The following is a 13,041-nucleotide window of genomic DNA, read 5'->3' on the forward strand; positions in this document are numbered from 1 at the left end:
CACACCCCCCCCCCGCCCCCCCCCCACCCAGAGACGCCCCGCGCTCTCTCCCCCCCCCCCCCCCCCCCCCCCCCCCCCCCCCCCCCCCCCCCGGGGCCACTCGGTCTCACCGCCCGGCCGAAGCATCGGCCCACCGCCCGCACCTTGAGGAGGACCTGATCGTGTATTCCCTGACGCCCGGCTACCGCGTGCCCGCGGTGCAGCGCGGCCTCAGCCCCGTGGAATCCCTGCTGACGAAGGCCAACGCTTCGCTCGGAGGTGCCGTCCTGATGTCCGCAGCGATTACCCCACCGCCCGTGTGGACCTTCGGCGCCGTGGGCGCAGCCGCCGCACTCCTGAATCTGGCGCCCGGCCCGCGCTCGCTCGCACGGTGGGCTGCGGTCGGATACCGGCACCTGCGCGAACGCGCCGCCCCCGAGGACGTATTCGCGCAACCGGGAGCGACCGAGACGTGGACGCTGTACCCGGGGCACGGTGTCATGCAGGACGCGGCGCTACGCGAGGCCTGGCATGCCGCATTCTCCCGGGCGTTGGTTTTCGCTGCCGGGCAGGCCCGCCAGGCAGGCGTTCAGGTCCACGTCACCCACCACGCCGCCGTCCGCGACTACACCACCCACACCCAGACCATCTCCGTGCACGTCCCCAAGGGGCTGGCCGGCCAGCCCGCCCGGATCCTGGACACGCTCGCCCACGAATTCGCTCGGCTCGGTGACCTCACCCCGGTCGACCCCGAGCCGATCCCCACCGTCACCGAGCGAGGCGCCGCCTGGGTCGGCCTGGAGGACGGCCGGTACGCGAGCACCGCCCGGGTCACCGGCTGGCCCGATGAGACCGGCGGGGACCTCATGCAGCAGCTGCTCCTGGGCCAGAGCGGCGACCGGTCGATGTCGGTGCTGTACCGGCCGCTTCCGGCCGGGCAGTCCCGCAGGTCCGCGAAGTGGCAGGACGCCGCGGCCGGCGCCTTCACCACCGACAAGATCAAGGCGGAAGCGCACGAGATCGCCAGCGGCACCACCAAAGGAGCTCTCGTACAGGGCGCCACGCTGGTGGACATCGACGCCTACCTGACCGTGTGGGGCGACAGCCCCGAGTCCGTCACCGACGCGCGCTGGCAGTCCTGCCTCACCGCCGACCGGCACCGCATCCGTCTCGACTGGCTCCCCGGCCAGCAGCACCGGGCCCACGTGATGACCACCCCGCACGGGGCCTCCACCAGGAAAGGGGCGATCCTCTGATGATCCGCCTGCCCTCCACCCACGCCGCGATCACCGCCCCGCTCGTCGCCTCCAGCACCCGCTTCCCCGGAGTTCCGATCGGGCGGTCCTTGCTGGACGGGCGTGCCTTCCACCTCTCCCCCGTCCTGACCCATCAGCGCCAGCTGTCGTCGACGAATTCGATCGCCCTGGGTGGGCTCGGGTCGGGCAAGTCCACAACGGACAAGGTCTGGCTCCACCGCGAGATCCGTGAGCACGGCCACCAGGCCGTCGTCATCGACTCCTTCGGTGAGGACGGCTCGACTGGGGAATGGCGCCCCGTCGTCCAGTCCCTCGGGGGCCGGGTCATCGAGGCCGGCGCCTTCACCCTCAACCCGGTCAGTCCGCTGTTCCCAGCGGAGGTCCGCGAGCAGCTGGTCCGGTCCCTGATCTTGGCGGTCGAACCGAGTGCGCTCAGCTATCAGGCTACCCACGCACTTCAGCACGCGCTCAACCACCCCAAGTCGGCCTGCCTGGACGGGCTGGTCGACGCACTGGTCCTCCCCGAGTCGGGCCGCTGGCCGGTAGAGAAGCTGACCGAGTGGGGCGAGGGCGCCGCCATCGCCCTGAGCCGCTACACCGAGGGCAGCCTGCGCGGGCTGTTCGACGGACAGGACGCAAGCCTGCCCGAGACGGATCTGCCGATCGTCAGCTTCGACTTCACCACCCTGGACCGCAATTCCCCGGCCATCCCTTCCCTGATGGCCGCGGTGGGGTGCTGGGTGGAGCACGTATGGCTGCCGCAGTCGACGGCCGTGCACCGCCACCTGGTGCTTGAAGAGGCCTGGCAGATCCTGCTGTCGCCCGCCACCACCGAGCTGATTCAGCGCCTGCTGAAGAACAGCCGCAAGGCGGCACTGTCCATGAAGGTGATCATGCATACGCTGTCCGACCTTGGTAACGGCCGGGCGCAGGACCTGGCGCGGCTGTGCGAGATCGCCCACGTGGGACGCCTGAACCCGGAAGAGGCCGCAGCGGTCGGCACCCTGCTCGGACTACCCGCCTGCGCGGTGGAAAGGATTTCCTCCCTCGAACCCGGTCAGGCGGTGTGGAAGGTCGGCCCGGACTACTGGGACATCATCCAGACCGACCTCACCGAGGAAGAAGCCAGGCTGACTGACACGTCCTCCCGACGTCGCCAGGCACAGCAGGCGCATAAAGGCGACGCCGACACCGACGGTGACGTCACCGCGGACGCCGACCTGGAAATGGTCGGCGAGGAAACCGGTGCCGACCCGGATGAACAGGTGGCGGCCTCCGCCGACGACTACAGCCTGAGTGCCGAGCTGCTGACGCCATTCGAGCAAGCGACGACCGAGAACGAAGACGACGACTACCCCTGGGAGATGCCGCCGAACGTCATAGATCACCGCCACGCCACTGTCCTGCAGGCGGCGAGTGAGGGACGGTGTAGTGAGGCCGCAGATCTCGCCGCCCTCGGTGAACGCGAAGACATCACCGCCCACGGCATCAACTCCGACGAAGCCATGTCGTGGCTGGCCACCAGAGCGCGCGTGGCGGAACTGTGCGGGAACCTTGACCAGGCGGTTCAACTGCGCGCTACCGTCGCGCGTATGGGCAAAGATGTCGACAAGGCAGGCTGGTTTGAAGGAGACGCCGACACCGAGACACCGTGGTACCGCGGGCCGCAGCCGGCCACCCCTGAACCGGCGTCGATCCCGGTCGATCCTGAGGACTCGCCGTCGACACGGCGACGTACCTGGCCGTATGTTGCCACGATCGCCGCTCTTGCTGTCGGCGCAGCCTGCGTATGGCAGAACGCCGAAATCGAAGAACGGCACCAAGAACGCCAGCAAAAGGCTGCCGCCTATCAGGGCAGGTCCGGTGCTGCGCTTCACATCGACGGTGTCAGCGCCGACGTGAAGGCACGGTGGACCAGAGACCGAACGCACGTGATCGTGCTGATGAGTAGCTACTTCGACAAGAACGCGAAGTTCCTGCGCATCGACGCCTCAGGAAAGACGGCTCAAAGCGGCCGGGGGCGTGACGGCTGGTACCCCGAGGATCCGGAAATTTCGGTGCCGGTCAAGGACCCGCTGGCCGACATCACGGTCCGGGTAGCGATCGGTGGGAAGTCCTGGAAAAAGGGCTCACGCGCCCACTCTCTGACAGTCCGCCTGTCCCCGACCGGCGTTGCGTACGACGCGAAGACGGGCAAGCAGTTGCCGTCTGACGTCTGACCGCTTCTCGAACCGAGGGCCCGCCCCCTGCTCCATTTTGGGTGCGGGCCTTCGGCATGCATGTCACCAGACGCTCCGCCCGGTCCTCGCCCACCCTCTCCAGTCGCCACGGCGTCTGAGGGCACGAGCGAGGACGGGGCAGGCCGTCTGGCCGCGCGCACCACCACCCCTTATCCCCGACCGATTGGAGAACGCGTGGCTGTCATAGGTGTGTTGACGGAGCCGACCCCGCCCACCTGGTGGAAGGCCAACCGGCACAAGGTCTTCGGTATCGCTGGGCTGCTGCTCGGCTACTGGATCGGCACCCACCTGCATGGCACTGCCGATCCGCAGCCGCAGCACCCGCGCCCGGGCCACACGACGCCCGCGCCGGCCACGCCCGGCGAGCACCCCAAGCGTTCGTCCCACAGCCTCGCCGCATAGCCCGGCCGCACCACCTCGCTGCGCCCCGCACGACACCTGCACGACGTCGGCGGGGCGCAGTGCTGTCCACCGACGACTGGAGGAGATCACTCGTGCTCATCCCTCGCCCGCGCCGCCGGATCGGCCGGCCCCGCCCGCAGCGCCCTGGTCCTCGCTACCCGCAGCGCCCGACTCGCCTGCCCGGCATCTGGAGTCGGTGATGCGCTCTCGTCCTACCCGTCGTCGCTGCGCGGAGACGCAGCGGGTTCTGCGCGGTGCGCAAGGCGTTCCGGAGTACGACCGGGGCAGCTGCCCAGACCATCTCCTCACCCGTCGGCAGGTCCGGGACTGCGGCCTCTGTCCAGCACACGAGCCGGTAGGAGTCCTGCGCTGTGCGCGCTGCCGCTACCGGCCCACGTGGGCGTGCCTGCCCGGCCATCGGGGGCGGGCGTACCTGTACGACATGCGCCTGGCGCGGCCCAAGCGGGTGCCGACGCTGGCGCAGGAGTGGGCGCTGGACCGCGCGATGGCTGCCCGCCAGACGTGCCCGCGGCCCACCTGCGGCCGCCGCTACACCTACTGCATTCCCTTACGCACCTTGGGCTGCTGCCTCGAATGCCACGACGGCACGCCGGCCGACCCCACCACCTACACCCTGCCGCCGGCCAAGCACCAGCTGGCCGCCTAACCCTCAAGGAGCCTCCCGGTGAGCCTGCACTGGTCATCCCGCCCGAGCACTGCACGCCTCGAACCGCCTACCGTCCGGCCCGAGAGCCCTTTGTGGTCGCGGGCTGCGGACACGGCCTGCGAGACGCTCGCAAGCGAGATCAGCCGCACGGACGGCAAGGCATCTCTGCTGCTGGCTTTCGACGGCGCCCTGCTGGCCGGCCTCGCGTCCCTCGCCCCGCGGGGCCTGCCCCTCTTATCGCTCGGGGTGGGCGCGGCCGCCGTGCTGGCCCTGACCGGGGCAGCCGTGCTGCTGCTCCTGGTCGTCCGGCCCCGCCTTGGAGGCGGCGACCGGTCCTCCTTCTCGTACTGGGCGCAGCTCGATGACGACGGGATCCGTGAGTGCCTGCAGTACGACATGCGCCTGACCCGCATCCGTGTGCTGTCCGTTCTGGCGATGGGCAAGTACCGCCTCTTGCAGCGCGCAGTCGACCTCAGCCTGGCCGCTCTGGCCCTGCTCACCCTGGCCGCCGCCACCGCCCCGATCGCCGCCTGATCGCGTGACCGGCACTCCGATCGTCGCCGGGGACGACGCCCGTACCGCCCGCTGGTGGCCCCTGGACGCCCTGCCTCCGCGCGGCCCTGAGCCAGGCCCCGTCGACGGCCACCCGCACCACCCCCGAACAGGAGCCCATCCGATGAAGCGCCCCACCTTCCGCCGCTGCCGGACCGCCCCCGAGGACCAGGCCGTCGTCGACCAGGTCCGCGCGATGCTCACCGCCGTACGCAACCCGCAGCCCTGGACGCCCGGCGGCGCCCAGGACATCGCCGTGCGCGTCGGACCGTTCATCGAGCGGGCTCACACCCGGCCCGGCGACGACCACGGCCCCGACCTGATCGCCGTCGCGCTGGTCCACCCCGACACCCCGCACGGCGCGGGCTACCTCCACGGCCGCCGGCTCGGCTACACCGAACGCGGTTGGCTCCGCTGCGAGACCAGCGCGATCCTCGGTCTCTGGCAGCCCGGCTACGCGATCCTCACCCACGCCGCCGCGAACCTCCCGCTGCCCGACGACGTCGGCATGGAGCTCGCGCACTACGCTCTCTACATCGAGGTCCGCCAGCGCGACGACAGCCTCGACGGCTACACCCTGCTGCGCCTCGGTCCGTACACCCAGACCAGGCACGCCCAGCGCGACTACGACCGGATCACCGCCGCACTGGACGGACGCGAGACCACCCTTGTGCCCGGGTTCCGCGTCTCCGCGAGGTTCGGGCCGTTCGACGTGAGCGACCACCAGTTGTTCGCCGACCCCTACGAGGCCGACGCCGTCGTGCTCCTGGAGGCGGCCGTCGCGGGGGTGAGCGCATGACCGCCCCGGCCCTGTACGAGATCGAGACCAGCGAGGGCGACGACGGGACCATGCACCCCGTCGAACACCTCTGGACACCGGATCACGGCGACCCGAAACGACTCGGGTTCATCACCCACAACGGCATCACCATCACCGGATACGGAGCAGAGGACGAACCGCCTGTCGGGTTCATCGCGCTCGGACACCACCGCTGGGGTCATGTCATCGAGGCCGCAGCCGCCTACATGGCCAAGATCTACAACTGGCGGGAGCTTCACACCTACCCGCACGCCGACCACGGCGACGTCATCCCACGGATCCCCCGCGCCGTTCACACGCACGCTGCGGTCCTGCACCACCCGCACCCAGCCCACCCCTGCGGCTGCGCGTGGGACGACCAGTGGCGTCTGGTCTGGGTACCGCCCACCGAGCCCGGCGCCGTCCCGGTCACCGCCCTGCGGCACCCGGCGGCCGCGGTGACCGCCGCCGGGATCCCCAACCCCGACGAAGACGGTGCGCCCGCAACCTGGGCGGCCTGACAGCCGAAGGCCCGGCACCCTGCGATCCGTCGCGGGGTGCCGGCTTCTTGCGTTTTCGGGCCAAGTCGGGGCTTCTACACGTCCGGGAAGTTGTCTGCCACCCGTGCCATGTGGTCGCGCAGCTGACCCGCGAGCTTGTCCGCCTTCGCCTGGTCCACCTTCGCGGCTCGCTTGTAGGCGGCGGCCATGCCTCGAGTCTTCCGGGCGAAGAGCCGAGCAGCGGTGACGTACTCCCGGAACTCCTGGAGCGGATCGGCGGCGGCCTCCTTCTCGGCGGCTTCCTTCTCCGTCTGCTCCATGGCCAGGTTGCGTACCCGTTCCGCCAGCTCCTCTTTCGACTTGCGAGGGAGCTGCTGAACGATGCCGGTGATGGTCTTCTGGCTGACCTTGTTCTTGCCGGTGACCTCAGCGACGGCCCGGGACGGCTTACGGCTTCGACTAGAGGCAGGCCGTCCCGGGTGCGCGCGGTTCCGTCACAAGCCGGCGCACCATCCAGCATCCCGCAGTGTCCAGACCACCGGCCACCGGGTGATCACACAGCAGAGGCGCACCCCCAACCGTCCACAGCCGGGGTGCGCCTCTCCCTATTCCGCCCCGAAGGGCGAGAACGGAGACCATCATGCCCGCCCCCACCCTCTTACGGCAGCCGACACACACAACCGTCATTGCCGCGGCCCTCGCATGTGTGCGCCCGCCCGGCCTCGCACAACCCACGCCGTGCTGTCCTCCACCTGGCCGCTCCCGCAATGATCGATGAGCTGACCACGTAAGCGCACACGAGCGGCCTCTGCCGTCCGGATCCCCATCCGGACGGCAGAGGCCGTTTTTTGCGTTCAGGAGTTCAACCAGCAGCGGGTGATTCAGGTGGGCCGGCGCTAGCTGACCGCTTCTCCCGGTCCTGAAGAAGCAGGTCACAAACCTTGTCACGCTCTTCGGGGTCCATCTTGAACAGGAGCAGGGTCGCTGCTTCGACCCCGTCGTGATACGGGAACTTCTTCAGTGCCTGGACTGCGTCCCTGGCCTTCAGGCTGGCCTCCCGTTGCTCTGGAACGGACTCCTTCTGAGCCATCTGTACGGGCGGCGTCAGCCCCCCAGACCGACCCGTTACCGTTTCGTGATTATTCACGCCGTGAATTTCTGCAGTCTCGGTCGGCGCCACCCGGTCCCCCCGCCAGCCCGAGGACGTTACCGTTTCGTGATTATTCACGCCGTGAATTTCTACGGGGTTCACCGCCCTCTTGTGGCGGACCTGCGCCCTCTGGCGAGCAGCGCTGGCCCGCTCGTCAGCCTTCGCCTTCTGAGCCTGCGGAGACAGCTTGCTCAGGTTGCGGACATGCTCGGTTGTCCGCTTGCCCGTCATCAGGTCCTTCTGCAACTCCGGGGACAGCTTCAGCAGCGACAACTTGCTGGAGAGCGTAGATGCGGAAATCGCCAAGCGCCTACAGGCTTTGACCTGTGAACCGCCGTAGTAGTCCACCAGCTGCTTCAGCGCGTGGGCTTCCTCTAGGTCCGTCATGTCCTCGCGGTGGTAGTTCGCGATGAACGCAGACTCCAGCAGCTTCTCGTCCGTGCTCAGCCTGGCGTCGTCGACCCGTACAGGGATGGTGGCCAGGCCGACCCGTCGCGCTGCCTCCAGCCGCCTATGACCATCGATGACGACGTACTGCGTGCCCGGGGTCAGATCATCGGCACGCGTAGGCCTGTTCCGGACATAGGCGTCAACGGTGCCGACCACAATGGGCAGGATGACTCCGACCTCGCGAACCGAATCTACGGTGTCGTCCAGGTTGCGCAGATGATTGCGCGGGTTGTCGGGGTTGTCGCTGATCGCCGGGACCGCAAGATCGGTGAGAGCGGTGGTGCCGGCAGTGTCGCCACTGCTGATGGTCTGGTCGATCGCGTTCCGCCGGGAGCTTCGACCGGCGGTCCCGCTGAAGGAAGACCCGCGCCCCAGTTTGTCCTTCTTGCTGCTCACTTGACCCCCGCCGCGATGAGGCGCATGAAGTTGGCTTGCTTGCTCTCCGGCACGTAGGCCAGGAGCGGCCTCTTCAGCCGGACGGACTCCCGCTGCTCCTTGAGATCGTCCACAACGGCGATCACATGCTGGTCCTGCAGGTTGTGCCACTCCTCCAGGGACGACGTGGCGATGTACCCGCGCCGAGGATCGAAGAGGTTCACCACGATGCCGAGGCGGTCGATCTCCAGGTGCAAGTCCCCTTCGAGATCGTTGATCTGATCGATCAGCATCTTGTACGCATCTGCGGAACTGTCCTCGGACTGCACAGGGACCAACACTCCGGAACGTCCCGGCCTCTCGTTGGGACGTCTACGTCCGTAGTAGAGGCCGGCGTCCATGCTGAGCCCAAGACTGGGAGGGGAGTCGATGACAATGACGTCGAAGTCGGCCTCCAACGGGTGCAAGGCATGTTCGAGCGCTGACTCCTTCTGGAAGCCACGTGACTGGGCAGCCGTGAGCGCCAGCCTGGAGTCCAGCAGGAAGCCTTCCTGTGTGCCCGGCAGGACGTGAAGCCGTCCCGCGAACCGAGGGTCCTCAAGGGGCACCAAGAGATCCCGGATACCGCCCTCAGGGTCGCCGGTCATGTGAGTGACCAAGCTCTCCTGGCCCACAGGGATGGGAGGGACACCCAATTGGTTACTGAGGTGCAGCTGAGGGTCGTAGTCAACGAGCAGGACCCTCTGACCGCCTGCGGTGTAGCCGGAGATAGTGGCTAGGAGCTGCTCGCGCGTTCGCCTCAGCCGCTCCAACTCGGTTTGATTGAGGGCTTCGATGAAGTCCTGGAGGCACTTGACGCCAATGCCCTGCGGTTCGGCGTGCGCTTCGGCAAGCCCTGCGGCGATGGTGGTCTTGCCGACACCGCCTTTCTGGTTGACCACGATGATCCGCCGCGGCGGGCTGGGCAGTCCGGCCTGCTTCGGCGAGGGGTTGTCCTGAAGCCAGTCCCGGATGCTCTGCGCGAGGGCCTGGGTATACGAGAGGCCGCGATCGTTGCACTTGGCCTTGAAAGCCTCGTACAAACCTTGGGGCAGCCAGGTAGAGAACGACTTTGCGCCTGCGGTGTCGACGCTCGGTCGGGAAGCGCCGCTCTCGCACCAGCTGATGATGGCCGTTGTGGCAGCGTCCTGGATATCCAGGCCGAGTTCGGCACAGCGAATCTTGAGTTCTTGCTGGAGAGCCGAAGGGAGCTTGGATGCCACCTTTTCCCGGTCTCCGTCAGGGTATGGGGAAGCCATGGCGTTACCTTACTGACTCCCCCTCCACCTGATGGCCCCCGGAGGCCGCCCGTTCGTCCAACTTCACCCAGACGAGCCCCAACGAACTGCAGCGCCCTCTCGGTCAGGGGCGCAACCGCTGTGCCGGATACGGACCACAACGTGAGTGAGGTTGGTCCGGGCCGAGTGGGTTCGGCACGGACCAGTACGGAACCTATCCTGCACTCGGGTCGCGCATAGGGGTGATCAGCAGCCCAGGCCCGTAACCAGCCATGCCGTAACCGCGGTTGGGGGCGTATGCGCTCTTCCATCTTCACGGTGGCTCTGACTGCCGGACTGCTGCTCACCTCTGTCACCGCTGCCGCGGCCGACGTGGAGCGCGGTGGGTGCGGGCAGCTGAAGGCCACGAGCGACCGCACGTGTCTGGGGGCGAAGGACAGCCACGGCCCGTGGGTGGCACTGCATATCGAGCGCAGGCGTGGCCATGACTGGGCGTGGGCGAGTGGGATGATCTCGGACCGGGGCCGTCTGTGGCTGGAGGTTGCACACGACGGGCGCACCACGCGGGTGGATGTGACCCGGGCGCCGGCCGACGGCAGCACGGGGCAGTCGATGCTGTCCACGAGAGCCGTGTACGACGGCCCGGGGTTCCGGGTGCGGGCGTGCGGGAATGAAGCGGGCGGCTCGCGCCGGACCTGTTCCGGGTGGCACTGAGGCCCGAGGCGGTCGGCCCCTGGTCTGCACCACGGTACGAATTTCGGGTGCTGCCGGTCACGGGCAGAGACCACGTGGGGGCCCCATACCGGGCGGGGTCGGGCCCCCACGCGTGCGCACGAGCACCTGGGAGGCTCTGCACGCGGTGTCCAACGATCCCTACCGCCGATAGATGCGCAGACCGCACTACAGCCTTGCCCCAGGCGGTCTGTGAAGGTCGCGTCTGGAGCGTGCCGCCTTCTTTGAGGGTGTAGCGCGTGCGGCGTCCGTCGCGTTCGCGGTGCAGGTAGCCGGCCTCTTCGAGGTCGGTGACGATACTCAGCGGGGTGCGTTCGGTGACGTGGCAGGCTGCGGCGATATCGCGGAGGCCGCTGGCAGGGACACGGTTGATGACCGCCAGCACGCGGGCGTGGTTGGTGAGAAACCCGCCCCGCCACGTAGCTCGGTGGAGGCGCGGGCCCGGGTCTGCGATGGAATCCTGGCCGCCGCCCGCTACCCGTCGTCTCTGCGGCCACCGTCACTGGAATGTCGTGTTGACGGTGACGGGAGTGCGCGTATTACTGCGGGCAGCGAACCTGGCTGCCGTTGTCCTCCAGCGTGTTGTCCCGCATCCACCCTGCGTAGCCGGTGGTGAGGTTGCGTGCGTAGCTCCAGGTGTAGCCATCCTGGCCGACTGTGTAGCAGTGGTAGTTGATGACGTGGCTGAGGTGGGCCAGCCCCCGGCTGGGGCAGGAGGTACTGGAGCCGGTTCGCATGTTGACACCGTTGGCCTTGTTGGTCCCTTGCGCGGGGTCGAGGTCGGGCGGGGTGCTTCCGCAGGGGTAGTGCGCGGGGGCGGCAGCTGCGGAGCCGGCCAGCGCGAGGGGGCTGACAAAAGCGGCTGCCATCACGAGCGGCAGTGCCCTGGCGGTGAATGACTTCACGGTCTTCTCCTTCGTTGACTTGCCGATTCAACCGGCCTGGCAGGCCCGTTGGCCAAGGCCTACCTGAACCAGGTAGGCGTCTCGGCTCTCAACAGTGTGTGGAATCCGCCCGTTGGCGACTAGCTTTTATCAGGCCTTTGATCCGACGCCGACGGCTGCCGTCCCCGGTCGCCGCGCCAGCCAGGCCCGACCGTCGTCACTCGTCCGGCCGTTGCGTCCGGCCACCCGCCAGATGCCCCACGTGTCCTCCTATAGCCCGGTAGCCCGGACCCGCTGACGAAGGGCTCGTTCGTGGACACGTCGAACAGCGACCTGCCTTCGCAGCTCAAGCGCCGCCTGGGCGAGGCCATCGTGAGCTACGAGCGCGCCGGGGGCTGAGTGAGTGTTTGCAAAGGTCCCCGGCTTTGTGATCTTGGTGTGGCCGGTGAGCCGGTTCGGGTAGACAGTTGGGATGACAGCGGGTGACGTGTCGTGCGACGTGTGCCAGCGGGTGATCGAGGACGGCTGCCCGGTGCGGGGTGAGGTGCCGGATTCGTCGGCGGTCTATGTCTATGACCTGGGCTTTGACGGTCGGCGGTTCGTCACCGCGTGTTCCGAGGAGCATCTGACCGTGCTCCATGAGCGGTATGGCCGCCGGCCGTTCGTCGAGGAGGAACTGTGGGTAGGCAAGATCGCCCGGGTGATGGACGAGAACCCCGACGGGCTCAGGATCGACCGGCTGGCTGAGGCAGCGGGGTTGACGGTTGGGCAGGTCGAGCGGGCTCTGGAGTGGCAGAACGCTCGGTTTGCCCGGTGGTGGGATCAGCGGTGCGGGTGACTGCGGCGGGCTTCGGTTTCTTCGTCCAGGTGGTGCCCGAGCGGGTGATGCGGCGGGTCATCAGTGTGATCGCTGCCCAGGTGATGAGGGTCTCGGAGTGCTGAATGAGCCGTTCGTAGTCGCGGGCATGCCGGCGGGCGTTCATCATCCAGGCCAGGGAGCGTTCGACGACCCATCGCCGGGGCAGGATGACGAAGCCGGAGGTGTCTTTGGGGCGGTTGACGGTCTTGATCGTCAGGTTCAGGTGCTTCTTTGCCCAGGTCACGAGCTTGCCCGCGTAGGAGCCGTCAGCCCAGACGATGGCGATCTCGGGGTGCATCAGGCGGAGACGGAAGAGGACTTCCTTGGCGGCGTCCCGGTCCTGGAGGTCCGCCGGGGTGACCATGACCATCAGCGGCAGGCCGCGGGTGTCGACCACGAGATGCCGCTTGCGGCCGTTGATCTTCTTGCCCGCGTCATAGCCGCGGGTGTCCCTGCCGACGGTCGAGGCCGCTTTCACGGATTGCGAGTCGATGATCGTGGCCGCTGCCCGGGGGCCTTTGCCCAGCTCGCGGCGGATCCGTCCGGCGAGAGCGTCGCGGATCTGGTTGACGACGCCGCAGGCAGCCCAGCGGGCCATGAATCCCCAGACCGTGCGCCAGGGCGGGAAGTCCGCCGGTAAGGCCCGCCATTTGCAGCCGGTGTCGACGACGTATCGGATCGCGTCGACGATCTCGCGGCGGGGGTGCTTCTCCGGCCGGCCGCCCCGGCGGGTCTCGCTGGCCGGGGTCGGCAGCAGCGGTTCGATCAGGGCCCACTCGTCGTCCGTCATGTCCGAGGGGTAACGGCGGGGACGCATCTTCTCCTCCCGCTGCTGAACCTGTGGCGGGGGGGGGGGGGGGGGGGGGGAGGAGCAAGACCGAAACCACAACACAAAAGGAGAAGAGACGGGAAAGAGAGG

At 68.3% G+C, this 13,041-nt stretch carries 13 protein-coding genes and 1 pseudogene; 8 read left to right on the plus strand and 6 right to left on the minus strand.

Annotated elements, in window-relative coordinates; translation table 11 throughout:
* Positions 1-161: 161 nt before the first annotated feature.
* From AC069T_RS31080 to AC069T_RS31110, 7 genes are all read left to right on the plus strand, one after another.
* Positions 162-1,235, plus strand: a complete 1,074-nt coding sequence (locus AC069T_RS31080; protein ID WP_478785908.1) for a hypothetical protein — start codon at positions 162-164, stop codon at positions 1,233-1,235.
* Positions 1,235-3,454 (plus strand): hypothetical protein, encoded by a 2,220-nt coding sequence (locus tag AC069T_RS31085; RefSeq protein ID WP_478785909.1) that lies wholly within the window; start codon positions 1,235-1,237, stop codon positions 3,452-3,454. Before AC069T_RS31080 ends, AC069T_RS31085 begins: the two co-directional genes overlap by 1 nt.
* Before the next feature lie 195 nt (positions 3,455-3,649).
* On the plus strand, positions 3,650-3,877 hold the full coding sequence (locus AC069T_RS31090) for a hypothetical protein (protein WP_478785910.1): 228 nt from the start codon (positions 3,650-3,652) through the stop codon (positions 3,875-3,877).
* A 199-nt stretch (positions 3,878-4,076) separates the two neighbouring features.
* Complete coding sequence (locus tag AC069T_RS31095; protein ID WP_478785911.1) at positions 4,077-4,544, plus strand: RRQRL motif-containing zinc-binding protein; 468 nt, start codon at positions 4,077-4,079, stop codon at positions 4,542-4,544.
* A gap of 18 nt (positions 4,545-4,562) precedes the next feature.
* Complete coding sequence (locus tag AC069T_RS31100) at positions 4,563-5,078, plus strand: Pycsar system effector family protein (RefSeq protein WP_478785912.1); 516 nt, start codon at positions 4,563-4,565, stop codon at positions 5,076-5,078.
* Positions 5,079-5,220: 142 nt separating this feature from the next.
* Positions 5,221-5,895: a hypothetical protein gene (locus AC069T_RS31105; protein ID WP_478785913.1), complete on the plus strand. Its 675-nt coding sequence runs from the start codon at positions 5,221-5,223 to the stop codon at positions 5,893-5,895.
* The gene (locus AC069T_RS31110; RefSeq protein ID WP_478785914.1) at positions 5,892-6,416 is read left to right on the plus strand and encodes a hypothetical protein; all 525 of its coding nucleotides are present in this window, start codon (positions 5,892-5,894) and stop codon (positions 6,414-6,416) included. The genes AC069T_RS31105 and AC069T_RS31110 overlap by 4 nt, the downstream gene beginning before the upstream one ends.
* Positions 6,417-6,490: 74 nt before the next feature.
* Here the strand turns inward: AC069T_RS31110 and AC069T_RS31115 are convergent, their stop codons facing one another.
* The 3 genes from AC069T_RS31115 to AC069T_RS31125 form a co-directional block, all read right to left on the minus strand.
* Positions 6,491-6,715 carry a hypothetical protein gene (locus AC069T_RS31115; protein ID WP_478785915.1) on the minus strand — a complete coding sequence of 75 codons (225 nt, stop codon included), beginning with the start codon at positions 6,713-6,715 and terminating at the stop codon, positions 6,491-6,493.
* A gap of 542 nt (positions 6,716-7,257) precedes the next feature.
* Positions 7,258-8,391: a ParB/RepB/Spo0J family partition protein gene (locus AC069T_RS31120; protein WP_478785916.1), complete on the minus strand. Its 1,134-nt coding sequence runs from the start codon at positions 8,389-8,391 to the stop codon at positions 7,258-7,260.
* Positions 8,388-9,668 carry an AAA family ATPase gene (locus tag AC069T_RS31125; RefSeq protein WP_478785917.1) on the minus strand — a complete coding sequence of 427 codons (1,281 nt, stop codon included), beginning with the start codon at positions 9,666-9,668 and terminating at the stop codon, positions 8,388-8,390. Before AC069T_RS31125 ends, AC069T_RS31120 begins: the two co-directional genes overlap by 4 nt.
* A gap of 297 nt (positions 9,669-9,965) precedes the next feature.
* On the opposite strand from AC069T_RS31125, the gene AC069T_RS31130 reads away from it, so the two are divergent.
* Positions 9,966-10,361 (plus strand): hypothetical protein, encoded by a 396-nt coding sequence (locus AC069T_RS31130; protein ID WP_478785925.1) that lies wholly within the window; start codon positions 9,966-9,968, stop codon positions 10,359-10,361.
* Between the two features lie 247 nt (positions 10,362-10,608).
* On the opposite strand, the pseudogene AC069T_RS31135 reads toward AC069T_RS31130, so the two are convergent.
* From AC069T_RS31135 to AC069T_RS31145, 3 genes and pseudogenes are all read right to left on the minus strand, one after another.
* A pseudogene (locus AC069T_RS31135) lies at positions 10,609-10,764 on the minus strand (winged helix DNA-binding protein); the annotation flags it as partial.
* 154 nt (positions 10,765-10,918) lie between these two features.
* The gene (locus tag AC069T_RS31140) at positions 10,919-11,284 is read right to left on the minus strand and encodes an SH3 domain-containing protein (RefSeq protein WP_478785918.1); all 366 of its coding nucleotides are present in this window, start codon (positions 11,282-11,284) and stop codon (positions 10,919-10,921) included.
* A gap of 704 nt (positions 11,285-11,988) precedes the next feature.
* Positions 11,989-12,939, minus strand: a complete 951-nt coding sequence (locus tag AC069T_RS31145) for an IS5 family transposase (protein ID WP_478785919.1) — start codon at positions 12,937-12,939, stop codon at positions 11,989-11,991.
* Positions 12,940-13,041: the final 102 nt, after the last annotated feature.

It is taken from the genome of Streptomyces sp. NPDC043867, assembly GCF_056435845.1.

Coding starts and splice junctions, on each gene's coding strand:
- AC069T_RS31085 (WP_478785909.1), top strand. CDS start 1,235: ATGATCCGCCTGCCCTCCACCCACGCCGCGATCACCGCCCCGCTCGTC.
- AC069T_RS31095 (WP_478785911.1), top strand. CDS start 4,077: ATGCGCTCTCGTCCTACCCGTCGTCGCTGCGCGGAGACGCAGCGGGTT.
- AC069T_RS31105 (WP_478785913.1), top strand. CDS start 5,221: ATGAAGCGCCCCACCTTCCGCCGCTGCCGGACCGCCCCCGAGGACCAG.
- AC069T_RS31110 (WP_478785914.1), top strand. CDS start 5,892: ATGACCGCCCCGGCCCTGTACGAGATCGAGACCAGCGAGGGCGACGAC.
- AC069T_RS31115 (WP_478785915.1), bottom strand. CDS start 6,715: ATGGAGCAGACGGAGAAGGAAGCCGCCGAGAAGGAGGCCGCCGCCGAT.
- AC069T_RS31125 (WP_478785917.1), bottom strand. CDS start 9,668: ATGGCTTCCCCATACCCTGACGGAGACCGGGAAAAGGTGGCATCCAAG.
- AC069T_RS31145 (WP_478785919.1), bottom strand. CDS start 12,939: ATGCGTCCCCGCCGTTACCCCTCGGACATGACGGACGACGAGTGGGCC.